This window comes from Burkholderia sp. Bp9004 (genome assembly GCF_003858025.1).
Classification (GTDB): Bacteria; Pseudomonadota; Gammaproteobacteria; order Burkholderiales; family Burkholderiaceae; genus Burkholderia; species Burkholderia diffusa.
Genome location: NZ_QTQD01000024.1, coordinates 1 through 25,069 on the forward strand (window position 1 = coordinate 1; position 25,069 = coordinate 25,069).

Annotated in this window: 21 protein-coding genes; 10 read left to right on the forward strand and 11 right to left on the reverse strand. The window is 62.6% G+C overall.

Translation table 11 applies throughout. The annotated features are described in order from the left end of the window. Nucleotides 1-280 precede the first annotated feature (280 nt). Nucleotides 281-1,267, reverse strand: coding sequence for a zinc-dependent alcohol dehydrogenase family protein (locus DIE08_RS23645; protein WP_124903838.1), 987 nt, complete (start codon nucleotides 1,265-1,267; stop codon nucleotides 281-283). Between the two features lie 111 nt (nucleotides 1,268-1,378). On the opposite strand from DIE08_RS23645, the gene DIE08_RS23650 reads away from it, so the two are divergent. The 6 genes from DIE08_RS23650 to DIE08_RS23675 all read left to right on the forward strand — a co-directional run bounded on the left by DIE08_RS23650 (nucleotide 1,379) and on the right by DIE08_RS23675 (nucleotide 7,914). Beyond that, nucleotides 1,379-2,248 (forward strand): LysR family transcriptional regulator, encoded by an 870-nt coding sequence (locus tag DIE08_RS23650; protein WP_059607304.1) that lies wholly within the window; start codon nucleotides 1,379-1,381, stop codon nucleotides 2,246-2,248. Between the two features lie 538 nt (nucleotides 2,249-2,786). Then, nucleotides 2,787-3,677, forward strand: a complete 891-nt coding sequence (locus tag DIE08_RS23655; protein ID WP_124623170.1) for a LysR substrate-binding domain-containing protein — start codon at nucleotides 2,787-2,789, stop codon at nucleotides 3,675-3,677. A gap of 189 nt (nucleotides 3,678-3,866) precedes the next feature. Next, entirely contained in the window at nucleotides 3,867-4,616 is a 750-nt protein-coding gene (locus tag DIE08_RS23660) for an SDR family NAD(P)-dependent oxidoreductase (protein WP_124903840.1), read from the forward strand. A gap of 80 nt (nucleotides 4,617-4,696) precedes the next feature. Further along, entirely contained in the window at nucleotides 4,697-6,025 is a 1,329-nt protein-coding gene (locus tag DIE08_RS23665) for an MFS transporter (RefSeq protein ID WP_124903842.1), read from the forward strand. 45 nt (nucleotides 6,026-6,070) lie between these two features. After that, a complete protein-coding gene (locus DIE08_RS23670; RefSeq protein ID WP_124622955.1) occupies nucleotides 6,071-6,913 on the forward strand; it encodes a transketolase in 843 nt (280 codons plus the stop codon). Then, nucleotides 6,910-7,914 (forward strand): transketolase family protein, encoded by a 1,005-nt coding sequence (locus DIE08_RS23675; protein ID WP_124903844.1) that lies wholly within the window; start codon nucleotides 6,910-6,912, stop codon nucleotides 7,912-7,914. The genes DIE08_RS23670 and DIE08_RS23675 overlap by 4 nt, the downstream gene beginning before the upstream one ends. Before the next feature lie 435 nt (nucleotides 7,915-8,349). Here DIE08_RS23675 and DIE08_RS23680 read toward each other — a convergent pair whose 3' ends face one another. The 8 genes from DIE08_RS23680 to DIE08_RS23715 form a co-directional block, all read right to left on the reverse strand. Then, nucleotides 8,350-9,432, reverse strand: coding sequence for an ArsO family NAD(P)H-dependent flavin-containing monooxygenase (locus DIE08_RS23680; protein ID WP_124903846.1), 1,083 nt, complete (start codon nucleotides 9,430-9,432; stop codon nucleotides 8,350-8,352). Between the two features lie 81 nt (nucleotides 9,433-9,513). After that, nucleotides 9,514-11,277, reverse strand: a complete 1,764-nt coding sequence (arsA, locus tag DIE08_RS23685; RefSeq protein WP_124903848.1) for an arsenical pump-driving ATPase — start codon at nucleotides 11,275-11,277, stop codon at nucleotides 9,514-9,516. Between the two features lie 9 nt (nucleotides 11,278-11,286). Continuing rightward, entirely contained in the window at nucleotides 11,287-12,132 is an 846-nt protein-coding gene (gene arsD / locus DIE08_RS23690; protein ID WP_124903850.1) for an arsenite efflux transporter metallochaperone ArsD, read from the reverse strand. Beyond that, a complete protein-coding gene (locus DIE08_RS23695) occupies nucleotides 12,129-12,428 on the reverse strand; it encodes a hypothetical protein (RefSeq protein ID WP_260436556.1) in 300 nt (99 codons plus the stop codon). The genes arsD and DIE08_RS23695 overlap by 4 nt, the downstream gene beginning before the upstream one ends. Before the next feature lie 669 nt (nucleotides 12,429-13,097). Continuing rightward, nucleotides 13,098-14,636: an efflux transporter outer membrane subunit gene (locus DIE08_RS23700; protein WP_124903852.1), complete on the reverse strand. Its 1,539-nt coding sequence runs from the start codon at nucleotides 14,634-14,636 to the stop codon at nucleotides 13,098-13,100. Then, nucleotides 14,633-15,709 (reverse strand): HlyD family secretion protein, encoded by a 1,077-nt coding sequence (locus DIE08_RS23705; protein ID WP_124623168.1) that lies wholly within the window; start codon nucleotides 15,707-15,709, stop codon nucleotides 14,633-14,635. The genes DIE08_RS23700 and DIE08_RS23705 overlap by 4 nt, the downstream gene beginning before the upstream one ends. 11 nt (nucleotides 15,710-15,720) lie before the next feature. Continuing rightward, nucleotides 15,721-17,346 carry an MFS transporter gene (locus DIE08_RS23710; RefSeq protein WP_124622943.1) on the reverse strand — a complete coding sequence of 542 codons (1,626 nt, stop codon included), beginning with the start codon at nucleotides 17,344-17,346 and terminating at the stop codon, nucleotides 15,721-15,723. Between the two features lie 52 nt (nucleotides 17,347-17,398). Further along, nucleotides 17,399-18,085, reverse strand: coding sequence for an antibiotic biosynthesis monooxygenase (locus DIE08_RS23715; RefSeq protein ID WP_059599031.1), 687 nt, complete (start codon nucleotides 18,083-18,085; stop codon nucleotides 17,399-17,401). 430 nt (nucleotides 18,086-18,515) lie between these two features. On the opposite strand from DIE08_RS23715, the gene DIE08_RS23720 reads away from it, so the two are divergent. Beyond that, nucleotides 18,516-19,448 (forward strand): LysR family transcriptional regulator, encoded by a 933-nt coding sequence (locus tag DIE08_RS23720; protein ID WP_124622941.1) that lies wholly within the window; start codon nucleotides 18,516-18,518, stop codon nucleotides 19,446-19,448. Here the strand turns inward: DIE08_RS23720 and mug are convergent. Further along, nucleotides 19,409-19,939, reverse strand: coding sequence for a G/U mismatch-specific DNA glycosylase (gene mug, locus DIE08_RS23725; RefSeq protein WP_059599029.1), 531 nt, complete (start codon nucleotides 19,937-19,939; stop codon nucleotides 19,409-19,411). The two genes, DIE08_RS23720 and mug, sit on opposite strands and share 40 nt — an antisense overlap. Beyond that, a complete protein-coding gene (locus tag DIE08_RS23730) occupies nucleotides 19,936-20,967 on the reverse strand; it encodes a GlxA family transcriptional regulator (RefSeq protein ID WP_124622939.1) in 1,032 nt (343 codons plus the stop codon). Before DIE08_RS23730 ends, mug begins: the two co-directional genes overlap by 4 nt. Before the next feature lie 529 nt (nucleotides 20,968-21,496). Here DIE08_RS23730 and DIE08_RS23735 point away from each other — a divergent pair. From DIE08_RS23735 to DIE08_RS23745, 3 genes are all read left to right on the forward strand, one after another. After that, the gene (locus tag DIE08_RS23735) at nucleotides 21,497-22,051 is read left to right on the forward strand and encodes a DJ-1/PfpI family protein (protein WP_260436557.1); all 555 of its coding nucleotides are present in this window, start codon (nucleotides 21,497-21,499) and stop codon (nucleotides 22,049-22,051) included. 368 nt (nucleotides 22,052-22,419) lie between these two features. Further along, complete coding sequence (ilvB, locus tag DIE08_RS23740; RefSeq protein WP_124903856.1) at nucleotides 22,420-24,285, forward strand: biosynthetic-type acetolactate synthase large subunit; 1,866 nt, start codon at nucleotides 22,420-22,422, stop codon at nucleotides 24,283-24,285. Between the two features lie 137 nt (nucleotides 24,286-24,422). Further along, nucleotides 24,423-24,722 (forward strand): helix-turn-helix transcriptional regulator, encoded by a 300-nt coding sequence (locus DIE08_RS23745; protein WP_082728813.1) that lies wholly within the window; start codon nucleotides 24,423-24,425, stop codon nucleotides 24,720-24,722. Nucleotides 24,723-25,069 lie beyond the last annotated feature (347 nt).

Sequence of the window (25,069 nt, forward strand, 5' to 3'; positions counted from 1 at the left end):
AAGTGCGCCAGCGGTGAGATTCCCGATTAGGGCGTCGCTAGCAGGTGCGGCTCGTGACATGCGGTGAACAGACATTCGAGGTGCGCTATGTGAGTGTCCCGGATGAGTCGGCAGCGGTCAGTTGCTTTTGACCGCAGCCGGCCAGGTTCCGTCATTCGCTCGCGCGACGCGACGGACACTCGAATGTCCGCATCGGATAGTGACGATTTGCTTGAGGGGCGCCTGCACCAACCGTGTCGGGCAGTCGTGAATCGACACAGCGAAGCTGACACGTTCGATCTCACGCGACGTCCACGACGACCTTCCCGCGTGCGGTGGCGTTCGTGATGGCGTCGTAGGCGCATTCTGCGGATCGCAGGTCGAACCGGCGCGGATCGAGATTCGGAGTGAGCTTGCCGGCTTCGACCAACCGTGTGGCCTCGCGCAGTATCGCTCCGTGATGCGCGCGATGCATGCCCGTCAGGAGCGGATAGAGGGTGAAGACCCCAGAGTACGTGGCTTCTCGGAAAGACAGCGGCGCCAGCGCATGCGTACCCCAACCCAACGCGCTGACAACATGGCCAAAATGCTTGACCGCAGCAAACGAAGCATCGAGCGATGGGCCGCCGACGGTGTCGACAACGAGGTCGAAGCCAGTGTCGTGCGTCAACGATGCGACATACTGTTCGACGGATTGCGACCGGTAGTCTATTGGCTTAGCGCCGAGCCGCGCAACGAGATCGTGGTCGCGTGAACTTGCTGTTGCAAAAACTTGAGCACCGAGTGCGCGCGCCAGTTGCACCGAGATATGTCCGACACCGCCTGCTCCACCTTGCACCAGCACCGTTTCGCCCGCTTGCAGATGGGCCCGATCGACAATGCCGGAATAGGAAGTGATGAACGCGAGGGGGAGCGCCGCGGCTTCACGCATCGATAGGTTGGAGGGCTTGATCGCAAGCAGATCGGCATCCACCGCCGCATACTGGGCCAGCGAGCCCTGAATGCCGCCGACGCCGCCCGTCATACCGTAGACCTCGTCGCCGACATGGAAAGCGGTCACGCCCGGCCCGACGGCATCGACTACGCCAGCCATATCGATGCCGAGCACCAGCGGGAGCGGATGCTTCGCATGCGCCGCGCTGCCAGCGCGGATCTTGGTGTCGAGCGGATTGAGACCGCTTGCGGCAATGCGCACGCGCACCTGGCCGTGTGCGGGTTCAGGCATCGAGATTTCGGTCAATTCGAGCGGGCCGTTGTAGCGGCTGAGGACGAGCGCTTGCATAGTCATGGTGGTTTCCAATCGGGTTGTCTTTCCGTTGAGCTAATGGGTCGATGGGTTCATCGTGGCGTATGCTATAACGCATGTAAATCAAAGTTTTAGCACGGAGTCCATGCAAAAATGAATGACCCGTACCTGGATTGGGGCGATGTCCGGATTTTTTTGGCGATTGCCCGCTGCGGCACGCTGGGGGCGGCAGCGAAGCGCGTGGGCCAGACCCAGCCCACCATGGGGCGCAGGTTGCGCGCACTCGAAGACGCGCTCGGACATATGCTGTTCCAGCGCACGAGCAATGGCTTTGTGCTGACGGATGAGGGTGCTACGGCGCTCGCCTATGCCGAGCGAATGGAGGAGGAAGCGCTTGGATTCACGCGCGCGCTCACCGGGAAAGAGACCCAGTTGACGGGTCTGCTCCGTGTCTCCTCGTCGGACTGGTTCGGCGTGCACATACTCACCCCCGTGTTCGCGCGCTTTCTAGCGAAGTACCCGGGCATCTCGTTGGAACTCGTCACGGATTCGCGCCTCTACAACCTCGCGCGGCGCGAGGCGGATCTGCTATTCCGCATCACGCCATTCGACGAACCCGACGTCATCCAGCGCAAGCTGATGCACATCGATTATGCGTTGTACGGGCACGTCGATCTCGTCCCGCCGACACGCGGGGACGGTGACGGCTACACGCTGATCAGCATGGACAGCGAGTTCAGCTCGCTGTCCGACGTCGAGTGGGTCAAGCGCATGCTGCCCCGGGCCAGGATCGTGTTCGGCAGCAACAATCGTGGAGTACAGGCGCGCATGTGTGCCGAAGGATCTGGCTTTGCAGTGCTGCCCTGTCCGCTGGGTGATGCGACGCCGGGCATCCGACGAGTCGATTTAGGCGAAGCCCCGCCGGGTCGCGATGTTTGGCTTGGCTTTCACCGCGATTTACGTCGAGTCGCGCGACTGCGCGCACTTCTGGATGCAACGATTGATTCGCTAGCGAACCTTTGAGTGAGGCGGGCGATCAATGCCTCCGTGCGATGTACGTCCGCTTCGCTGGACCGCCTTTCAAAGAATACCCCCAGGGTATCGCAACAATTGTCCTCCAGTGGCTATACGGGTTTGCTCGCGCCCGGCCGTGCGAATGACCATTGTTGCCGGTTGAATCCACCCCAGGAACCGGCCAATTCGTACATGGCAACTCGAAGTGCCCTTATGGGTCGAGATGCGCCGCTCGGACGTCGCCCGCTCGCTCGAGCGGCGCGACAGCATCGTATGGCGCAGTTCGGCCACGAGCCGCCAGACGGTCAGAACATCTGGACGTCGGATATCGGCCCGAGACCTGCCCCTGTCCGACTACCGGCGGATGCGTTTGGTCGCCGGACTCGCCCTCATATTTGCACGACGTCTCGCGCCCGTGTGAACCGATTGCCATCGGCCGAACCGCGGCTTGCCTTTACCTCTCGGATACGCGACATTTCTGGAACCGCCCTCAGGGGAGCAGAACACCCTGATCCAGGACAGTTTGTCACCGCAGCATCCAGGAACAATGCGCATCCCACCGCTAAAAGCCATCGTCGCGTTCGAGAGTGTCGCCCGGACAAAGAGTGTCAATCGGGCGGCCGATGAATTAGGGTTAACGCCGTCGGCGGTCAGCCATCAGATTGCCAATCTCGAATCCATGGTTGGAAGACCCTTGTTCATGAGGCTGGGGCGGGGACTGGTGCTGACGCCAACGGGTCAGCAGTATCTGGCCGATGTCACCGGATCGCTCGCCGACCTGAGCCGCGCGACGGAGCGTGCATCGAGCCAGTCGGGTATCGAGATTCTTCGCATTCATTCGAGTCCCAGCTTTGGGTTGATGTGGCTGCTGCCGCGGCTGGCCTTGTTTCAGGAAGCGAACGGCGACATTCAGTTGAATCTCGCGTGCTCGTACGAGGACGTGTCGTTCACCTCGGGCCACTATGACCTCGACATAAGGCATGGCTACGCCCATTGGACCGATGGCGAGATCAAGACGCTACGCAACGAGTTCATCACGCCTCTTGCCTCGGAGGAATACCTCAAGCAACACCCGGTGCGTACCCCCGAGGATCTGCTCGAACGGCGCCTGATCTTTTCGGAGACGCCTCTCGTACAGTGGAAGCAATGGTTCGGCAAGTTCGGCGTCGCGGTATCGCACAAGGCATACGATTTCGCGTTCGACCGCTCGTACATGTCCCTCGAGGCCGCGGCATTGGGACACGGCATTGCGCTCGAAAGCACGATGCTCGCATCCGTCCATCTCAAACGAGGTTCACTCATACCGGTCTTCGATCGCACGTATGCGGTCGAGGTCGGAGCTCATCACCTCGTTTACCCTGCCAGGAATCTGGACTTGCCACGCGTGGCCAAATTTTTGGACTGGGTCGAGCAAGAGACCAGCCGCGCCGCCTTGTAGCGTCGGGCCGCGCAGGGCGGGGCGGCGGCACACCAGCGTTATGCCAAAAGGCCGCTTCTGATACCCGTGAGTCCACGTCGCAGCCACACCTGAAAATTCTTCAGCAATAGTTGAGCCGAACTGCATTGATCGAGATAGTTGAAGCACTGAAACTGCGTCTACCAACTAACGTGATCGATGGAGACAAACATGTTGCTCGACAGCAAAGTGGTCATCGTAACCGGTGCCGCCTCGCCGCGCGGCATCGGCAAGGCGACCGCAAAAGCGCTCGCTGCGCAAGGCGCGCGCGTAGTGATTCTGGATCTTCACAAGGGAGACGCCGAGCGTGCTGCGCGTGAGTTCGGCGAGGACAACCTCGGTCTCCACTGCGATGTGACCGACAAAGCCGCATGTATAGCTGCCGCCGCGGCGGTCATCGAGAAGTACGGCCGTGTAGATGGATTGATCAACAACGCAGGTATCACGCAGCCTTTGAAGACGATGGACATCGGGGCCGACAACTTCGATGCGGTCATCGACGTGAACCTGCGCGGCACGCTCTATATGTCGCAAGCGGTCATTCCGCAAATGCGGGCGCAAAGGAGCGGCAGCATCGTCTGCATGTCATCCGTTTCCGCGCAACGCGGCGGCGGCATCTTCGGCGGTCCGCACTACAGCGCAGCCAAAGCCGGTGTGCTCGGTCTCGCTCGCGCGATGGCGCGTGAACTCGGCCCGGACAACATCCGCGTCAACTCGATCACCCCGGGTCTCATTCAGACCGACATCACAGGCGACAAGCTCACGACCGAGATGCGCGCCGAAGTCATCAAGGGCATTCCGCTCGGCCGGCTCGGCGATGCCGCGGACGTCGCGAACGCTTGCCTGTTCCTCTCGAGCGACCTGTCGACTTACCTCACAGGCATCACGCTCGACGTCAACGGCGGAATGCTGATCCATTAAGTACGACATCGGCCGCGGTTGCGGCAGATGGGTCAATGCACCCGGCGGTAAAACCCGGGGCGATATGGCAGGAGACAACCATGAAAACGAAGGCCACCGCGCCGTCAATGGCGGGCGATGTCACGAAGCTCGCCGACCCGGCGAGCTTCGAATCAAAAACGTATGCGAAAGTCGGACGGCGCCTGATACCGTTCCTGATGCTGTGCTACCTGGGCGCTTATCTCGATCGTGTCAACGTGGGCTTTGCAAAACTGCAGATGCTCAACGACTTGCGCTTCAGTGAAACCGTGTATGGCCTTGGCGCCGGTATTTTCTTTCTCGGTTATTTTCTCTTCGAGGTACCGAGTAATCTCATGTTGCACAGAGTAGGCGCACGAAACTGGCTCGCTCGCATCATGCTGACCTGGGCTGTGATTTCGGCCTCGTTTGTCTTCGTCAAGTCGCCCACAACGTTCTATGTTCTCCGCTTTATGTTGGGCGTGGCCGAGGCGGGGTTCGCGCCGGGCGTCATTCTGTATCTGACATACTGGTTTCCTTCGGCACGGCGCGCAAAAGCACTCTCACTCTTTTTCATGGCTATTCCGCTGGCCGGCATTGTCGGCGGGCCGCTGTCCGGTTACATCCTGCATGCGTTCCAGGGCGTGCAGGGATTGGCTGGCTGGAAGTGGCTGTTCATCCTCGAAGCCCTGCCGTCGCTGCTCCTTGGTGTCACGATCCTGTTCTACCTCGATAACGGTATCGCTGCCGCGAAGTGGCTCACCGATGCGGAGAAAGCACTCCTCGCACGCAACGTGGCGAACGACAACGCGCACAAGATCGCGCATGTGTCGATCAGGTCGTTCATCGGTGATCGTCGTTTGTGGTTGATGGCCTCCATCTACTTCTGCGTCGTGCTCGGTCAATATGGGCTCACATTCTGGCTGCCGACGATCATCCGCAAATCCGGTGTGGCCGATCCGCTGTGGGTGGGCGTCTTTACAGCCATCCCGTACCTGTGCGCGATCATTGCGCTGCCGCTGGTGGGAGCGAGCGCTGACCGGCATCGCGAACGCCGTCTGCATCTCGCGATCCCGATGCTCGTATCGGCAGCGGGCTTCGCAACGCTTCCGACACTGGGCGGAGTCGGCGCGTCGCTGGTGTGTGTCAGCGTCGCCGCCGCAGGCATTCTCGCTTCGTCTTCGCAGTTCTGGTCACTGCCGACCGCGCTTCTCGGCGGCATGTCCGCCGCGGCGGGTATCGCGGCGGTGAACTGCTTCGCCAATCTCGCCGGCTTCTTCTCGCCGGCCATCGTGGGCTGGTTGAACGATCTGACCGGTAAATCGACGGCTGGGCTCATCTTCATCTCCGTCGCGATCGTCATCGGTGCCGGGCTTGTTTTCCTCGTGCCGGCCAAAACCGTCAATCGCTGACACCGTCCGCTGCAAAGACTCACCTTTCTGAATCAAGGATCCACCATGAACAATCCGTCATCAGATGGGCTGACGCTCGCCGAGCGCGCCTACCGGATTCGCAGAAACGCATTGCTGATGGGCGAGGTACAGGGCCAAGGCTATATCGGCCAGGCGCTCGATATCGCCGATGTACTCGCGGTTGCCTACTTTGGCGCGATGCGCTACCAGCCCGACAGTCCGGACTGGGAAGGCCGCGATCGCTTCCTGTTGTCCAATGGTCACTATGCAATCGCGCTCTACGCCGCGCTTTTCGAAGCCGGCTTCCTGCCACCGGAAGAACTCGAAACCTACGGCAGCGACGACAGCCGGTTGCCGATGTCCGGAATGGCGAGCTACACGCCCGGCATGGAGATGTCCGGCGGCTCGCTCGGCCACGGTCTCACGATCGCGGTGGGCCGCTGCCTGGGACTGAAGCGCAAGGGCTCGAACGCCTTCGTCTACACGCTCTTCTCCGACGGTGAACTCGACGAAGGCGCCATCTGGGAGGGCCTCATGTCGGCCGCTCACTGGAAGCTGGACAACCTGATCGCCATGGTCGATGTCAACAACCAGCAAGCCGACGGTCCGTCCTCGACGATCATGGCGTTCGAGCCGCTCGTCGAGAAGCTCGAAGCATTTGGCTGGTTCACCCAGCGGGTGGACGGCAACGACATTGACGCAGTGAAGGCTGCCTTCGATGCTGCACGCAATCATCCGAAAGAGCAGCCCCGGATCATCGTTTGCGATACCCGCATGGGCTGCGGCGTGCCGTTCCTCGAAGAACGGGAAAAGAATCATTTCATCCGCGTCGACGCCCATGAGTGGCAACTGGCGCTCGCAGCACTCGAAGCAGGGAGACAAGCATGAGCGACACCACTCTCACCACGAAGCCGCGCCTGAAGACCTCGGCGATGATCGCCTCTATTGCCGGCGAAGGACAGGTCACGCGTTCCGCCCCGTTCGGTCATGCGCTGGCCCGGTTGGCTCGGGAGAAGACGAACGTAGTTGGCATGACTGCCGACCTCGGCAAGTACACCGACCTGCACATCTTCGGAAAGGAGTTTCCAGACCGTTACTATCAGATGGGCATGGCCGAGCAATTGCTGATGGGCGCGGCCGCCGGTATGGCGCATGAAGGCGCCCAGCCGTTCGTGACGACGTACGCCGTATTCGCAACCCGTCGCGCGTATGACTTCATGCACCAGGCCATCGCGGAAGACAACCTCGACGTAAAGATCATCTGCGCACTGCCGGGGCTTACGACCGGCTACGGACCGAGCCATCAGGCGGCCGAGGATCTTGCGCTGATGCGCGCGATGCCGAACATGACGGTCATCGATCCGTGCGATGCGCTCGATACCGAGCAGATGGTGCCCGTGATCGCCGCGCATAACGGGCCGGTGTATGCGCGCCTGCTGCGTGGCAACGTTCCGGCCGTGCTCGATGAATACGACTATCAGTTCGAACTCGGCAAAGCCAAGCTGCTGCGCGACGGCGCCGACGTTCTGATCATCTCCTCGGGCATCATGACGATGCGCTCGCTGGAAGTCGCGAAGGTGCTCGAAGCGGACAACGTAGGCGTTGGCGTATTGCACGTGCCGACCATCAAGCCGCTCGACACCGAGACGATCTTGCGTGAAGCCCGACGCACGGGTCGCATGGTCGTGGTCGCCGAGAATCATTCGGTGATCGGCGGTCTTGGCGAAGCGGTCGCGACCTCGCTGCTTACGGCGGGCGTGATGCCAATGTACCGTCAAATCGCACTGCCCGATGAGTTCCTCGGTGCGGGCGCGCTGCCGACCTTGCACGATCGCTATGGCATCTCCACCCACGTCATGGCCAATACCATCAAGGGCTGGCTTGGTTGAGCCCACAGTGTTGTCCCGGCGCAGCACCACGGCGGACATCGCTTCGCCTGCGTATGAAACATGTCCTCGGCTAGCTTGAGCGGGGAGGGTGCGTCGGTTCCATCTACGCACTCTCCTGAAAAAGTAGGCTGCTGACATGTGTCAAGCAAAGCCTGCCCGACTGACGAAGAGCGCTGACGGGCCGCTTGCCGCTTGTCATCGGCCTCTCGGAATGAGCGAGCGACTGGCAGCACCGGGTCGGCCGCGGTCGGTTGCTTTTGACCGCAGCCGGCCACGACCGCTCATTCGCCAGCGACTCCACATGGCCGTGCGAGCGTGTGCTGATATCTTGGTAACTGCGGCCCGGCCTCGATCCACGCCGCCTGCCACATGACCGAGACGTGGCGTGGCAGAAAAAAGGGGCGATGCCTCATTTGCGATGCCCCTTATCACCGGCTACGGTGCCGATGTGCTGCGCGGCTGTATAGCGCGCAGATATCGGGCTATCTCCCCCGCCGCGTCGCGAGCGCTACGCATTACACCGATGAGCGTGGCAGACGCGGCGCCGCACCACTCGCCGTAACCGACAAACCACAAGCGTTCCTCGTCGCTGGCTCGCGTCCCGTCTGTCCTCGGCATTCCGTTTGCATCGCTGATCTGTAGCGGGTCAAGATGTTTGAGTGCGGGGCGGAACCCGGTGCACCAGATCACGACATCGACGCGGGAATGCGTGCCGTCGCTCCACGCGACGCCGTCTGTATCGAAATGGCTGAACGGACGCATTGCGTGCAGAACGCCACGCGCACGCGCGTCCCGTACAGGTGGCACCATGACGATGTCGCCCAAACCACCTACCGGCGCCGTCATCGTGTGCCCATCGCGTAGAGCCTGCCATTTGGCGGTCGCGCGTTCGAACAAGACCCGGCCATCCACGTCGTCCGGAAGAAAAACCGGTTCCTGCAACGTCACCCACATGGCGTTGCAGACTGTCGATACCTCCGCCAGGATTTGCGCGCCCGAGTTGCCGCCGCCCACCACCAGCACGTTTTGTCCGCGCAGATCGTTCGGATTGCGATACTGAGCCGAATGCATCTGACGACCGCGAAAGATCTCGCGTCCAGGATAGTCGGGGACATACGGCGCGCTCCAGGTACCGGTCGCACTCACGATCGCCCCGGCGAGCCATTCCCCGCGATCGGTACTGACCAGCAACCCACCCTGAACGCGTGAAACGGATTCGACATGAACGGGGCGTCGGACAGGGATGTGATAACGCTCCTCATATCGCGCCAGATAGTCGATAACCTCGTTGCGCGACGGGTACCTGTCGTGTGATACGGGCATCTGCCAGCCTGGCAGCGAACTCCATTGCGCCGGCGAAAACAGGTGTAGCGAGTCCCAGGTATGTCGCCAGGCGCCTCCTGGGGCGCTTTGGTTATCCAGCACGAGATAGTCGAGCCCCGCGCGACGCAGAAAGTAGGCGGTGGCAAGCCCGGCCTGGCCACCGCCGATTACCACGACATCAATGTCTACAGGCATCCGCTTTCGTCCCATCTCATGATTCGGATTCCGGCGGTCACGCCGTCCATTGAGCTCAAAGGCGGTGGGCGGTGCACTGCACTACGTGGCCACCCGCGACGTAATCACGTGCTCGAGGCCAGCTGGCCCGACCGGTGCCTCGGCGAGCCACGGAATGAGTGCGGTGCGCTGGGCCAGATCGTCCGCCACGCGGCGGACGAACGGCACCTCGTAAGTGCCCCGCTGGCACAGCATCGGGTCGGTCGTGCCACTCGCCAGCAACGACTGGTTGATGACCCACGCGTACGGCGTAATTCCCGCGCGCGCGAGGTCGGCGCTCAGGCGTTCCGCTTCGTGAACCGGCGTGGCTTCCGGCAACGTGACGATCAGGATGCGGCTGTAATCCGGGTCCCGCAGGCGCGGCAGCAGTTGACGGACCGACTCCGGCATGTCGCCTTGTGTGCGCATCACTTCGCGGTGATAGGCCTCGGCAGCGTCCAGCAGCAGAATGGTGTGCCCGGTCGGCGCGGTGTCAAGCACCACGAAGCCGGACTTGCCTTGATCGACCGTGCGCGCGAAGGCCCTGAAGACGGCGATTTCCTCCGTGCAGGGCGAGCGCAGATCTTCCTCGAGCATTGCCCGGCCGCCCGCATCGAGGTGCGATGCCGCTTTGGCCAGCACCTCTTCGGTGTACTGCTGCACTTCGCGCGCCGGGTCGATGCGTGTGACGCTCAGGCGAGGCACGACGCCATCGACGGTGGCGGCCACGTGCGAGGCCGGATCGGTGGTCGAGAGGATCACGTCGTGTCCGCGCCCGGCCAACGCAACTGCGATCGCGGCTGCTACCGTGGTCTTGCCCACGCCGCCTTTACCCATCGTCATGATCACGCCGCGGCCCGCGGCCGACAGCTCGTCTACCAGGCCGCCCAGGCCCGGCGGCAAGGCGGTGTCGGGCATCCGGTGTTCGGTCGGCATGCGCACGCGTTCGGGATGCGCCATGTCGCGCAGCGCATCCAGCCCGACCGTGCCGCGCGGCAGAAACGGAATGCGCGTCTGAGGCAAGCCCGCCAGTTCGTGCGGCATGTCGGCCAGTGCCTGTTGCGCACGCCGGGTCATGGCGGTCGCAATCGCGTCGTCGTTACGATCTTTGTAGAAGAGTCCGTTGATCGCCAGCACCTGGTTGCAGATGCCGAGGTCGGCCAGTTCGTGCCGCGTGCGATTCGCTTCGCGCAGTGCTGCGACTTCGGGCCGGCTCACCAGCACGACGGTGGTCTGGGCTGCGCTCGACAGCCGTTCGACGGTTGCCGCGTAGAGCGCTTTCTGCTTCTCCAGTCCGGCCAACGGTCCGAGGCACGAGGCGCCCCCCGTCGACGACGAGATGAACGCGTTCCACGCCGAAGGCAGCGTCAACAGGCGCAGCGTGTGGCCGGTCGGAGCGGTGTCGAAAATCACGTGATCGAAATCGGCCGTTGCGGCGGGGTCGCCGAGCAGTTTGGAGAATTCGTCGAAGGCAGCAATCTCGACCGTACACGCCCCGGAAAACTGCTCTTCCATATTGCGGATCGCCGCGGCAGGCAAGACGCCGCGATACGGTTCGACCATGCGTTCCCGGTAGGTCTGCGCGGCCACTTCCGGATCGATGTTCAACGCGAACAGGCCCGGCGCGCCCGGCACCGCGGTCGGCAACTGACTCAGGCGGACGCCGAGCACCTCGTCGAGATTGGAGGCCGGGTCCGTGCTGACGATGAGCACCCGCTTGCCGGCATCGGCCATGGCAAGGCCCGTGGTACAGGAAAGCGATGTCTTGCCGACGCCGCCTTTTCCGGTGAAGAAGAGATATCGGGTCTGCGTTTCAGGAAGGGACATGAGCGTTCCTTAGCAGCAGCCCGAGCCCGGCGAACAGCAGCTGCCGGCCTTGATATGAGGCTTTTCCTCCGTCGTCAGCGCAATGCCGAGTTTCTGCGCAAGCTGCTGGCGCGACGGATACATCCCCGTCGAGACGATATGGCCGTCGACCACGAGGATCGGCAGCCGCTCCATGCCGGCTTCCATTTCCTTGACCACCGCGGCGTTGGCGGCGAACGCCTGCGGCGCGTGGCCCAGGTTGTAGCGGGCCACCGTCACGCCGTGCGCCTCGACCCACTTCAGATCGGCGGCGAATTGCGCCAGTACGGGGTCGACGTCTACGCCGCAAACGCCGGTCGAGCAACACATGGCGGGATCGAACACTTCGAGATTCTTCATGGCAGGCACCTTGGAGCAATTGGAATTCAGCGACTTCCACAAGCTCGGATGCGTCTGCGGACAAAGATGCGTGAATTCGGGCAGACCGCGGATCGCTTCGGGAATGAGGGTTCGCTCAATGCGTGTGAATCCGCGGCGCGCAAAAAAATTGAGGGCGGATTCATCGTTCGGAATAAGGTATAGCGCGCGCAGCGATCGCGTTTGCGCCAGCGCAATGGATGCGTCGATAAGTCGGCCACCCAGACCGGATGCGCGCAGCCGCGGGTGAACGGCGACCGAACGCAAAAGGGCCGCATCGCCAACTTGCTCCAGCCCAGCCACCCCGACGATCCCGGCGTCCCGTACGGCGACGTGGAAGCCGTCGAGGCTTTGCGCCGTGAGGTCGCTCGCGGGTAGCCCGCACAGGTCCAGCAACGCAAGGATGCCGCCGAAGTCTGTGGCGACTGCCGGGCGAATCTCATCAACGGGCGTGCTCATGCCAATTCTCCCTTACGTTCACGGTATGTAAGTGGCTGCCGGATGATCAAGGTGATTTTTGTGCGGAGGCTGCCAGGGTAGTCCCGCGTGGTAACGGCAAACACCGGGTCGTAGAGGGGCGCCGGCGTCGCGGCGAAAAGGGAGACGGCGTAGCAGATGGTTCCCCACGAGACAAGCTGGGCGATTGCCAGCGCCCATGTCACGGTGTTGTCGTTCTCGTGGCGACGGGGAGCGAAGGCCGGCATGCGGTTAATCCGTTTCCAGAGTTTGTCGATTTCCCGATCGATATCTTTCACGTCAGGCTCTCCGTTCTGTCATAGACCATCTGGCTCGACCATTGTGGTGCCTCAGCTTGCAGAGTGGCGACGGTATGCGTCTTGACGCACGTCAAGGAGGACCGGACTGCCCTTGCCATCATGGAAAGCCGTCTTCTGTGCGACCGGAACAGTGCGGGGACCGGCTACCGACGTATGCGCAAGAGCACTACACCGGACAACATCGCTCTTCGTAAAAGTGAGGTGACGGTCATCTGCGATGTGACCGTGCGGACGTCCCCTTATAGGCCCAAAGCCGTCATCGGCCTCAGTGCTTGCAGAAGGGCGGATATGGGTCGGCAGCGATCAGTTGCTTTTGACCGCAACCGGCCATATCCGGCCATTGGCATCAGCCGCATCAAGGGCTGCTCTTCGATCGAAAGCAGACGTCTCCGCTTGAACGGTGATTGGCCATAACGGTTCGACATTCTATCGATACGCTGCACCACGTGCGGCAAGATAGGTGCCATTTTGAGATTGATGCGCGGCTTAAGCATCTTGTCGACGGCGCGTCAACCGGCGCCACTCTCGCTGCACGCGAGTCGTCTCTGTTAGAGGCGTCGGGATAGAAGTGAACGCAACACTTTGAGATAAACGACACAACCGGATGCGAACGCAGAACAAGCGGAACCTGTCCACCTGAGCGCTTTGTCAGCGATCAGCGTCCCGAATCGAGTATGTGGATTCCCAGCCGCCACCGAGCGCCTTGCACAGCGTGACGAGGTTAGTGTCGGCGGTTGCCTTGCTCTGCTCGAGATTGCTCTGCGCCGCCACCAGCTGCTTCTGCACGTTCAGTACGTCGAGATAATCGACCGCGCCAGCTTTGTACCGTTGCTGTGCGATCGCGAGCGCGCGCTGGTTCAGCGTTACCACGGATACGAGCCGATCGCGCCGGCGCTGTTCGGCAGCGTAGACGACAAGCGCGTCGTCCACCTCCCGCCATGCCTCGAGTACGGTACGTTGGTAGTTGATCGCAGCCTCCTGTTGTTGCGCTTCACGGAGGTGGAGCATTCCCTTGAGACGCCCGCCCTCGAAGATCGGAAGTGTAATCGACGGTCCGATCACGAACTGGCCCGATGCCCAGTTGGCGAGGCTCGACAGCTGCAGGCTCTGGAATCCCGCGCTGCCGTTCAACGAAATGCGCGGATAGAAGTCGGCCTTCGCCATTCCGATCGACGCCGTCGCGGCATGCAACTGTGCCTCCGCTCGCCGGATATCCGGTCTGCGCTGCACGAGTTCGGACGGAAATCCGATCGGCACCTGCTCGGGGAGCGGCGGAACGTCGCGAGACTCGCCGAACGCATGCCGCAGCGCCCCCGGCTCCTGGGCGAGCAACACGCCAATCGCGTTGATCGTCGTCTCGCCTTTCGCTTCGAGCGTCGGAATCAGGCTTTCAATCGATTCGGCCTGTGCTGACGCATTTGCGACATCCAGCTCCGTCGTGACCCCTTCGCGTACGCGAACGTGCGCGAGGTTTACCGCGTCCCGGGCAATCTCGAGGTTCTGCCGCGCGATACGAAGCTGAGACTGCGTATCGCGCAACTCGATATAGTCGCGCGCAAGCTCGGCCCGGACCGACAGCAGCACCGCATTGCGGTCCTCGTATGACGCGTCGCTCAATGCGGTCGCCGCTTCGACGCCACGTCGAACCCGGCCCCAGATGTCGATCTCCCACGACGCATCGAAGCCCGACTGATACAGATTGTAGGCCGGCGAACCTTTGGACCCCGGCAATGCTGCCACGCCGACCGGCGAGGTTCCCGATGCCGATTGCGGTTGCGTCTGTGTCGGCGTGACGCCAAGCAACGACAATATCCCGTTCTCGCTTCCACGCTCGCGGTCATACGATGCAGCGCCGACGATGGAAGGAAGTTCCGCGGCACCGGCGACCCGCTGTTGCGCACGGCTCTGGCGCAGGCGCGCGGACGCCACCGCCACGTCCAGGTTCGCGTCGGCGAGCTGCTTTTCCAGCGAGTCGAGCACCGGATCGCCGAAGAGCGTCCACCAATCTGCATTGAATTGCGATTCGACGGTCTTGCTCGATGCTTGCGCCGCTTCCGTGCGGCTGAAGACATCGGGGGTCGAGGTTTTCGGACGCTCGAAGTCCGGACCCAACGTGCATCCCGCCATCACGAGACACGCGAGTATCGCCAGTACCGTCTCGCGGACGGAGAATTCGTTCGTATTCATTTCCCGTTCCCTCCCGCCGTCGGCGCATCGCGATGTTTGCCAACAGCTACCTCCGCTTCGACGGAAAGCCCGACGCTCAGTGCGGACGCTGCCTGCTGTCCGCGGTCGATCGTGATCTTGACCGGTACGCGTTGCACGACTTTGGTGAAATTGCCCGTCGCGTTGTCGGGCGCGATGGGCGCGAAGCTTACGCCGGTCGCGGGCGCGAGACCGTCCACGTGACCTCGAATCACCACGCCCGGAAAGCTGTCGACCTTGATGCGTACGCCGGCACCGCGCCGCATGTTGGTAATCTGGTTTTCCTGAAAGTTGGCCACGACATACGCGTCCCGGAGCGGAACGATCGCGAGAATCGCCGCGCCGGGCGTCACGAACGCGCCCACACGCGCGGAACGTCGCCCGATCTTGCCGTCGACCGGTGCGCGGATCTCGCTGTAGGACAGGTTGAGCGTCGCCTGTTCCAGTGCCGCCTCGGCACGCGCCAGTGCCCCTGCCGCCTTGTCGCGCCCGGCGCGCAGGACGTCGAGGTTCTGCTCGGTCGCCGTCAACACGGCCCGATCGCGCGCTTGCTGTGCAAGCTGCTCGGCAAGCGTCGTCGCAGCATGCTGCTGCTCCTGTGCCGTCCCTGCACCAGCTTCCGAGAGATTCTGGTAGCGCGATGCATTGGCCCGCGCAAACGCGATACTGGCATCGTCGGACCGCAGCGTCGCGCGCGCCTGCTCGACGAGCGACGGCTGCCGTGCGATCTCGGCGTCGAAATTGGCCACGGACGCCTTGGCCGCGACCACATCGGCCTGGGCACTCAGCAATGCTGCGCGGAAGTCGCGATCGTCGATGCGTACCAGCAACTGGCCGGCCTTCACCGACTCGTTGTCGTCCACCAGGACATCGGAAATCTGGCCGGCGACGCGTGGCGCCACGAGCGTGAAGTCGGCTTGCACGTAGGCGTCGTTCGTGGATTCGGTTTCGGGTGCGGAAACGAGCCGTGCGCAGCCCCATACGGCCATGCCTGCCGCGACCAGGGATGCGGCAACGTAAGTGGTCTTGAACGGAAAACGGGTGGCGGTCGACATGATTTCGTCCATCAACGGGAAGGAGGCGGCGTAATGGTCCACGGCGGATAGATCCGCACGGGCAACACCGGAACAAGGAAAAGAAGTGCAACGGCGACGCCCGCCATCACGCGATAAAGATCGGCCGACGTCAGCACGAACGCCTGCTCGTGGACTCGGTGTGCAAGTTCGCCGAAATCATGAAGGCTGTCGATGCTCTGGTCCGTCATCGCCATGTGGTTGCCCAGGCGGTCCACCAGCACGTTCGAATGGAAGCGTTCGCGAGCGGTACCGACACCTTCGATCAGCGCAGTCGCCGCAGCGGCGGAGAACGTCTTCAGCGAATTGAACATGGCCGACGCGAACGGGCCCTCGGTCGGCGGCAAGCCCGTCGTCACGCCCATCAGGATCGACAGGATCACCATCGGCTGGGCCGCGATCTGTAACGACTGAAGCAGGTAGAAGTTGTCGCGAATCCACTCGGACGTCATCACGCTGCCCATCGCGCAGGTCGTTGCCATGAGGGCAAGGCCGATACCGAGCACCCAGCGGCGATCGATCTGCCTAAGGTTCAGCACGGCGGCGGTCAACGGCAGCGTGATCAGCAGCGGAAGCGCGACCAGCAGCGACAGCGGAGCCGTCTGCAGCGCTCTGTAGGCGTGAACCTTCGCGAGATACTGTCCCGGTATCGCAGCAACGCCGACCAGCAGCACCACAGCGCCCGTGAGCGTGAGGAGGCCGTGCGCGAAGTTGCGGCGGCCGAGCATCTGCAGCTTGAAAAAGGGCAGCGGGTGAAACCATTCGTTGACGAAAAACACCGCAAGCAGGAGCGCCCCGCCGGAAAACATCGCCCAGACGAAGCCGGAATTCAGCCAGTCGAGGCGATCGCCTTGCAGAAGACCGATCACGAGCATCGCCACGCCGGGAAAGCCGGTGAGGAATCCGATCCAGTTGAACGAACCGAACCGTTCGAGTTTCAGCGGATCGGCCGGAAGGCCGAACTGAATCGCCACACAGCTGCCGATCCCGAGCGGCACGATCTGAAGAAAGGCCATGCGCCAGCTGACATACTCCGTCCACAACGCAGCCAGCGGCGTGCCGAGCGCGGGCCCGAACGTCGCGGTCAGCGCGTAGCCTGCTAGCCCGTACAACTTTACCTTGGGCGGCAGATAGCGCAGCGCGACGATGATCAGCATCGGCGGCAGGCAGCCGCCCGCCACGCCCTGCAGCACGCGCAGCACGTACAGCGCGGGCAGGGTCGGCGCGATCGGGCAAAGCATGCCGAAGATCAACGTGGCGACGACGGCGCCGATCGTGAATCGCTTCAGCGTGAAGGTCATGCCAAACCACGGGGCGAACACCATCGTCGCCACGTTGGCGGCTTCGAACAGCGCGGTCAGCCACGTCCCGTCGTCATGTCCGATCGACAGTGCGCCTTGAATGTCGGCCATCGCCGCTGCGGTGACTTGTTCGTTGAGTATCGCCAGCAACGACGCGAACAGCATTCCGGTCAGGCCGATAGCGACACGCGGCGACAATGCAGCGTGACCGGAGCCTGTTTGCACCGGCGTCTGCGTGCTCCGCACCGGCGCGTGCGCCGGTGCGGGTATTCCGAGCGGCTCGCTCGTTCCGGTCGTCGAAGGGTTGGCGGAACTCATAGGATCCCTTGGCTACTGAGATTGGAGAAATGACGGCATGGGCGCGACGCCGTCAGCGTGCGGCCGGTTCATGGCGACGCGCTTCGTCGAAGTACTGCGGCGCTTCCCGGCGATCGAACATGCCGTACTCCCGCACGATGCGGATATGCCGAACGCGCGTATCGGAACGCAGATTCGCTCCGCGTTCGAACGCGGCGGCGGCAGCTTGGTCGCGCCAGGTCGCGACGACGATCACATCGCCGGGCGTCAACAGCGCGTCGAATGCGTCCCATGCAACGAGGCCGTGCGCCTGCGTGTCGAGCCCCAACCATCCGGCAACCGCTCGCGGACCTGCCTGCCTGGGCCAGTCCGGCGCGCACGTCGCGTCCAGCAGCGTGACGGCCGTGCCTGCGCCGACCTCGGTCACGTCGAGGCGCTGTTCCTGCAGGACCTGGCCTGCCGGAACACACGTATCGGCCACGACCTGGCCGATGCGCAGCTGGTAGTCGGAAAATATGCGATCGCGCGCGACCTGCTGAATGGTGTGGTGCTTCGTCGAGGTTCGCCAGCGCACCAGCGACTTCTCGTCGCGCCAGCTCGACAGCGACAGAAGCCATCCGTCCCGGGTCAGGCTTCCATAGCGCGTGTTGTCGACAAACCCGTCGATCTTCTCGAGTTCGGGCCGAAGCATCTTCGCCATGCCGAGATAGGCATCGAACTGTTCCGGTATCGGCTTGACTTCAAGCATTGCAGCAAACATGGCGGACTCCTTCATTCGGTTAGCGATACGGCGCAATGCGCAATGCGCGCGGCGCCTTTGATGCGGGCCGGTATCGTCGTGCTGTCGCAGCCACGCGGTGATGGAGTTCATTGTCGGAGATGAAGTGGCGCTCTCATAGCGCGGGCAGTTTCGGTTTTGGGCCAATGAGTGAGCGAATTGCGCCACGGCCGCAATGGACGTCTTCATTACCTGCACGACCGGAAAGACGCTGTTGCCGTCCGGCCGCAACGATCTGGCATCGGCGAACCGTGGGTGGCACGATCGGCCTGCTTCATGCCGAATGAAAATGGATCGATTGCGGCCATCCTGACGCGCTTTTGGGTCAGCCGAACGTGTGAAAGCTCGACGTGCAGCATCGCGCGCATACAATCGCGACGTAGGGATTCAATCGACCGCGTCGGGAGGCGGAATGGACAAGTTGCGCGAGATGGAAGTCTTTGTGGCCGTCGTCGACCGCGGCAGCTTCACCGCCGCATCGGAGAAGCTCGGCTTGTCGACGGCAGCGGTTTCGCGGGCGGTGCATTCGCTCGAAACCCGAATCGGCACGCAACTGCTGGCGCGCACGACGCGCTCGGTGCGGGCGACGGATGCCGGCACGACGTACGCCGATGCGTGCCGCAAGGTGCTCGACGTGATCACGGACGCGGAGGTGAATATCGCCACGGATCATGAAAACCCCGTGGGCACGCTGACCATTTCAGCCCCGGTGCTGTTCGGCCAGCGATTCATCGCGCCGCTGGTGAATGCATTCGTATTGCGTTATCCCGATGTCGACGTCAACGCCGTGTATGTCGACCGGACCACGCGGCTGCTCGAGGAGGGTGTCGATATTGCCATCCGGATCGGCCACTTGGGCGACTCTTCGGTATTCGCGCTTCCGTTGGGTGTCGTTCGGCGGCGAACGTATGCAGCGCCTGCCTATCTCGCTGCGCACGGAGAACCCGCGCATCCGCGCGACCTGCTCCATCACGACTGCGTGTCATGCACCGGCGTGTCGCTTCCGCTCGAGTGGGTGTTTCACGACAACGGTTCGCGAGTGCCCGTTCGACTTCGGCCGCGGATGATCGTCGATCTGGTTCCCGCCGCCGTTCTGGCTGCCGTCGATTGCGTGGGCGTGACCCAGCTCTTGTCGTATCAGGCTGCCCCGGAGGTGCGCGACGGCAGGCTTCGGCCAATCCTGACGGCGTTCGAGCACGAGCCGATTCCCGTAAGCCTGCTCCATGTCGAGCGGCGAGGCGCGAGCGGGAAGGTCCGGGCCTTCGTGGATTTCGTTACCCACACGCTGCGCAACAATGCAGAACTTCAGGGCACGGACGTGATCGCGACACGGAGCTCGCGGTAGGCGGCCACCAGCGAATCGAGGTCGAACGCGCGGTTCAGGCCGCTCGGATTCGGCAGCACCCATACACGCGCACCGCCGAACGTATCGGATTGCGCGCCCCACTGGATGTCGCGCTTGCCGGACATCGCCGCAAGGGCGGTCTTGCCGAGAAACGCGACGTACCTCGGCGCATGGTATTGGATCTTCCGCTCGAATCCCGATGCGGCCGCTTCGAACTCCGATCGCGACAATTCGGCGGCACGGGCCGTCGCACGCGAAACGGCGGTGGTGAGCCCGCAACCATATCGAAGCAGCGTGCGATCGTCATCGGGACGAATCCGTTCGGGCGAAAAACCGGCGAGGTGAACGACGCGCCAGAATCGGTTGCTTGCGTTCGAGAAATGATGGCCCGCCGAGGCCGAACCGAGCCCTGGGTTGATGCCGCAAAAGATCACCGACAACCCGCGTTCGAGAATGTCCGAGAGCGGCTGAACCGGATTGGCGTGACTCACGGATGCAATCGCCGTTGCGAATGCGAACCGGCCGCGTCTCCCGCACCGGCCTGCGCGTGCCGATTCGAATCGGCCGTGCTCCTGAACCGTTGCCGGTACTGTTGCGGCGTGACGTTGAGCCGCCGCGCGAACGTCGCGCGCATGTGCGTGGCACTGTGGAAGCCGCATTTGAACGCGACGGTCTTGAGCGGTGCATCCGACGTTTCGAGCAATGTCCTCGCGGTATCGACGCGAATCTGTTCGACGAACGCGGACGGCGTCACCTTTGCATGCTTGGCGAACAGCCGCGAGAAGGTCCGGCGGCTCACCGACACGGCGCTCGCGAGCTGCTCGATCGACAGCGTATCGGCGATGTGGTCGGTCACGTACTGGTGGACCTTGCCGATGATCGGGTCCTCGTCCTTGCCGGCCGAAATGAACGGACTGTACTGCGACTGCCCGCCTTCGCGCTGAATATAGACGACCAGTTGCTTCGCGATGCGTACGGCCATCTCGTGTCCCCAGTCTTCCGATACGAATGACAGGCAAAGATCGATGCCTGCCGTCACGCCGGCGGACGTAAACAGTCGCCCGTCCCGGATGAAGATGCTGTCGGGTTTTACGCTGGCCAGCGGAAACTCGTTTGCGAGGCGCGCTGCAACCGCCCAGTGCGTCGTCACGGCCTTGCCGTCGATCAGGCCCGCATGGCCGAGCAGAAACGTTCCGTTGCACACGGAGCCGAATCGCGTCGCGCCCCGTGCCTGGCACTGCAGCCAGCCGAGGACGTCGCCGGAGGGGCAGGCGTCCGGCAATTGCGGGCCGCCCGCGACCAGTATCAGGTCATATTGCGCGTCGAGATCCCCGAAGCCGAACTGAACGGACAACTGCATTCCGTTCGAACACGTCACGGTGCCGGCCCTCTTTCCGACGAGGGAAACCTCATACCTCTGATGAACAGGAAGATACGTGTTGGCTTCCGCAAATACGTCCAGTGGGCCTGCGACATCCAACGCCTGCACACCATCGAAGACGACAATGGCGACTTTCATTCCTGACCTTCAGCAAATAAGAACCCGCTCGCGCGGAGGCACCACATACCGCGACTGCTGCATCGCGTTTCGAGCCGGCGCGGCGACCTGGTGACGAGCGTTGCGCCAGATTACCGCAACGGACGGACCGCGTGGACACACGGTCCGGTAATTGACTTTTGCGGCGCAGGAAGAAGGCTGAATGTAAGCCGTGCCGGCGTGCTCCGACGTTTGTGGAGCGGCAGCCGTGTGTCGGGCGCCGAAACCGGTGACGCGACGTGGCCGAAATCTCGCCGCGATTGGCCGCGCAAGGTTGCATGTCCGGGTTTCCGCTCCCGCTCCGCCTGACTAGACTGGGTTCGGCAACGCGCGAGGCAACGACGCCGCCGAAGATGGGCACGGAACCGAATCGTCGTATCGCTCGCAACGCGTCACGTGGCGCCGCTGTTTCGAAGGAACGACGCGGCCCGTCTGCGGCCGGTATCGGCGTCGAAAGCGTGGCCTCGCCCGGAATACGTTTGCGGAGGAATGTGTCATGGATGTCGGAATCATGCTGTATGCCGGCTTTCGGCTGCTCGAGGCAAGCGGTCCAATGGATGTTTTTCAGGAAGCGAATCGCCAGTGCGGCCGGATCGTCTACGAACAGCACCTCGTCGGACCGGTGCCCGGGCCCGTCGTCTGTTCGAACGGAACCGCGGTGGGCACGACAGCGTGCCTGGCGGACGCGGCCGCATCATTCGACATCGTCGTGATACCCGGTTCTCCGTTCGACGGTCCGGAGCGAGAGCATCGTGCGCTCGTGGACTGGCTTCACGAAACCGGATGTCACGTGCGGAAGCTCGCGACGGTATCCAACGGAGCGTTTCTGCTCGCACGTGCCGGCCTTGCCGATCGTCGCTGGCTGGTCACGCATCCGGGCGGCGGACAGCGTCTTGCCGACGAGCATTCGCAGGTGAACGTCGTCGCCGGTCAGCATTGCGTGAAGGACGGCAACGTCTATTCGGCGGACGGCGTGCACGCCGGCATTCGCGTTGCCCTGGCGCTCGTCGGCGAGGATCTGGGCCAGCGCGTCGTCGAGCACATCGCCAGAAGATTGTTGGCGTAACCGCACTGAAGTGGCGCACGAGCGGGCGCCATCGGTCACGCGCGCTCGGTCCGGGACATCGCGTCGATGAGCAGGCGCATCGCGTCGCAACCCGCCGTGGCCCGGAAAACGCTCATTTTGGCCTGCAAGCGCGGTTCATCCGCGCATCGACGGCTTCGATCGTTGGCAGAATGATCTCGACTCCTTCGCAATTCTTTCATGTGTGCGCGCACGAACGTGCGCGATGAGTCGGGCCTGATACAACGAGTCCGTTGGAACGATCGTCCGTGAACGGGTTTGGAACGCACGCTGTTCTCGAGTTGGAAGGCAAATCATTCATCGTCATCGGTCGCCGACGCGGTCGGCGCCCATTTCCCTACGAGGCAGCCATGTCCCGGAATCCCGCTGTTACGTCGCAGATTCTTCCGCCACCTGCTCACGCCGGCGAACTGATGTCCGGCGCGGACATCATCCTGCGGGTGCTCGCCGAACAGGGCGTCGATACGCTGTTTGGATACAGCGGCGGTGCAATCCTGCCCACATACGACGCCGTGTTTCGTTTCAACGAATTGCACAAGGCAAGCCCCAAGCGCCAGATCCGGTTCGTCGTTCCTGCGAACGAGCAGGCTGCAGGCTTCATGGCCGCCGGCTACGCGCGTGCCAGCGGAAAAGTGGGCGTGTTCATGGTGACGTCCGGCCCGGGCGCGACGAATGCGGTCACGCCGATCGCCGACTGCAACGGGGATTCGGTTCCCGTCGTCCTGATCTGCGGACAGGTTCCGCGCGCGATGGTCGGCACCGATGCGTTTCAGGAAGCGCCGGTCTTCAACATCATGTCGGCGTGCGCAAAGCAGGTATTTCTCGTCACCGATCCGGCGAAGCTGGAGCAGACGCTGCGAAGCGCATTCGAAATCGCTCGCACCGGCCGTCCGGGACCGGTGGTCGTCGACGTGCCTAAGGACGTTCAGAACTGGGTGGGACCTTATCTCGGCCACGGTACATTGCAGTTTCGCGGGTACTCGGATCGACTTCGAATGGTGGCAAAAGGCGCCCGTCTGGACGACGACAAGCGTGCGGCATTCTTCGACCTGCTGGCGCAGAGCCGGCGCCCGCTGCTCTATGCGGGCGGCGGCATTGTCGCAGCGGAAGCGGCAGGCGAGCTGCTGCGGTTTTCCGAGCGCTACAGGATCCCCGTCGTGACCACGCTGATGGGCATCGGCGCGATACCCGCACGATATGAGCTGGGGCTTGGCATGCTCGGCATGCATGGCACCGCCTGCGCGAACTACGCGGTCGAAGACTGCGATTTCCTGATCGCAGTGGGTGCCCGGTTCGACGATCGGGTCGTGGGCGGCCGCCCTGATCGATTCGCGCCACGCGCACGGCATGTGGCTCACATCGACATCGACGAGGCGGAAATCAACAAGGTCAAGCGGGCGCAGTGGAGTCACATCGGCAATGCGAAGGACGCGTTGCGGTCGTTGATGACGCATGACCGGATCGTGCAAAGCTCCGCGGACTGGCTAGATCGAGTCGCGGAACTCAAGCGCCGCCACGGGATGAATTTCGACCGGAACAAGTCAGCGATTCAGCCACAGTACGTGATCGAGAAACTCAGCGAGATGACGGGCGGGCGCGCGATCGTCACGACTGGAGTAGGCCAGCATCAGATGTGGGCCGCTCAGTATTTCGATTTCGTCGAGCCGCGCAGCTTCCTCACATCGGGCAGCATGGGCACGATGGGCTTCGGGCTACCGGCTGCGATCGGTGCGCAGTTGGCGAGGCCGGATGCGCTGGTAATCGATATCGACGGTGACGGCAGCATCCGGATGAATGTCGGCGAACTCGAGACGGCGAGTACGTATGGTGTGCCCGTGAAGGTGCTGCTTCTCAACAACTGCGGCGACGGGATGATCCGGCAGTGGCAGCGGCTCTTCTTTGATGGACGGATGTTCGTGAGCGACAAGGCGCTTCATCGAAAGGACTTCGTGATGGCGGCTCGGGCCGATGGATTCGAATTCGCTTGCCGCGTCGATACGATCAGTGAATTGGAGGCCAAGCTTAGGGCGTTCATTGAATTTGAGGGGCCAGCCTTCCTCGACGTAAGGATCGACCCAGGTGCCGATGTGTTCCCAATGGTCGGGCCGGGTCAAAGCTATTCGACGATGGTCACGGGGCCCTTTATCGCGGCCCGAGCGGGCATTGAGCGTGGAGCGCACCACGAAGGCCCCCCGAACCGGACCGATATGTTCTGATGCTGCTGCACTCTGGCGCTGCGGCACATAACGCGTGCACGAACGAGAAGCAGAGCGGTCGGGGCGGAGCATATCGTATGCCAGCCCCCCGCCTTGCTTCATATCGCCGACTTCTATCCCGATCCTGGTCGAACATCATGATTGACGAAAATCTGATTCATAAGGCGCTCGCAAACCCCTTGAGGCGCGAAATTCTGGCGTGGCTGAAAACGCCGGATCGAGGATTCGCGAGAGGAGTCGTCGACTTTCGTCATGGCGTGCCGTCGAATGCGATCCATGCACGTAGCGGTCTATCGCAGTCTACGGTATCTGCACATATCGCGACGTTGATTGACGCCGGGCTTCTCGTTTCGAACCGAGTGGGTCAGTGGATTTTTGTGTCTCGTAATGAAGAGGTAATACGCGCGTTCGGCAAGCATGTCTACTTGCATCTTTGACGAGATCGTTGGCGCATCGCGGACAGACGAGTGTCTAACGTCGGCGGCTCTTATACATCTGTTTGCGGACTTTCCAGGCAAGTACACTGAAGATCCGCTTCGGGTCGATCTGCGTCGGTCGCGCCTCGCAGGGCGGCGGACGGCCGCGTTCGGCCATGAAGCGCCGTTCGCCTGCATGCACATTCGGACAGTCTAGCGACCGCTCCAGTCGGCAAACGGTCGTTCCGATGAGAATGATTCAGATTCCGTCATCTGCCAAAGCGCTCCTGACCTGCACTCAGGGTGTTCAGAACCCGGTGAATTCTCAACCCGCCGGATTGGCGCTGCGGCGACATGCTACGATCAAT

Coding starts and splice junctions, on each gene's coding strand:
- DIE08_RS23645 (WP_124903838.1), bottom strand. CDS start 1,267: ATGACTATGCAAGCGCTCGTCCTCAGCCGCTACAACGGCCCGCTCGAA.
- DIE08_RS23650 (WP_059607304.1), top strand. CDS start 1,379: ATGAATGACCCGTACCTGGATTGGGGCGATGTCCGGATTTTTTTGGCG.
- DIE08_RS23655 (WP_124623170.1), top strand. CDS start 2,787: ATGCGCATCCCACCGCTAAAAGCCATCGTCGCGTTCGAGAGTGTCGCC.
- DIE08_RS23660 (WP_124903840.1), top strand. CDS start 3,867: ATGTTGCTCGACAGCAAAGTGGTCATCGTAACCGGTGCCGCCTCGCCG.
- DIE08_RS23665 (WP_124903842.1), top strand. CDS start 4,697: ATGAAAACGAAGGCCACCGCGCCGTCAATGGCGGGCGATGTCACGAAG.
- DIE08_RS23670 (WP_124622955.1), top strand. CDS start 6,071: ATGAACAATCCGTCATCAGATGGGCTGACGCTCGCCGAGCGCGCCTAC.
- DIE08_RS23675 (WP_124903844.1), top strand. CDS start 6,910: ATGAGCGACACCACTCTCACCACGAAGCCGCGCCTGAAGACCTCGGCG.
- DIE08_RS23680 (WP_124903846.1), bottom strand. CDS start 9,432: ATGCCTGTAGACATTGATGTCGTGGTAATCGGCGGTGGCCAGGCCGGG.
- arsA (WP_124903848.1), bottom strand. CDS start 11,277: ATGTCCCTTCCTGAAACGCAGACCCGATATCTCTTCTTCACCGGAAAA.
- arsD (WP_124903850.1), bottom strand. CDS start 12,132: ATGAGCACGCCCGTTGATGAGATTCGCCCGGCAGTCGCCACAGACTTC.
- DIE08_RS23700 (WP_124903852.1), bottom strand. CDS start 14,636: ATGAATACGAACGAATTCTCCGTCCGCGAGACGGTACTGGCGATACTC.
- DIE08_RS23705 (WP_124623168.1), bottom strand. CDS start 15,709: ATGTCGACCGCCACCCGTTTTCCGTTCAAGACCACTTACGTTGCCGCA.
- DIE08_RS23710 (WP_124622943.1), bottom strand. CDS start 17,346: ATGAGTTCCGCCAACCCTTCGACGACCGGAACGAGCGAGCCGCTCGGA.
- DIE08_RS23715 (WP_059599031.1), bottom strand. CDS start 18,085: ATGTTTGCTGCAATGCTTGAAGTCAAGCCGATACCGGAACAGTTCGAT.
- DIE08_RS23720 (WP_124622941.1), top strand. CDS start 18,516: ATGGACAAGTTGCGCGAGATGGAAGTCTTTGTGGCCGTCGTCGACCGC.
- DIE08_RS23730 (WP_124622939.1), bottom strand. CDS start 20,967: ATGAAAGTCGCCATTGTCGTCTTCGATGGTGTGCAGGCGTTGGATGTC.
- DIE08_RS23735 (WP_260436557.1), top strand. CDS start 21,497: ATGCTGTATGCCGGCTTTCGGCTGCTCGAGGCAAGCGGTCCAATGGAT.
- ilvB (WP_124903856.1), top strand. CDS start 22,420: ATGTCCCGGAATCCCGCTGTTACGTCGCAGATTCTTCCGCCACCTGCT.
- DIE08_RS23745 (WP_082728813.1), top strand. CDS start 24,423: ATGATTGACGAAAATCTGATTCATAAGGCGCTCGCAAACCCCTTGAGG.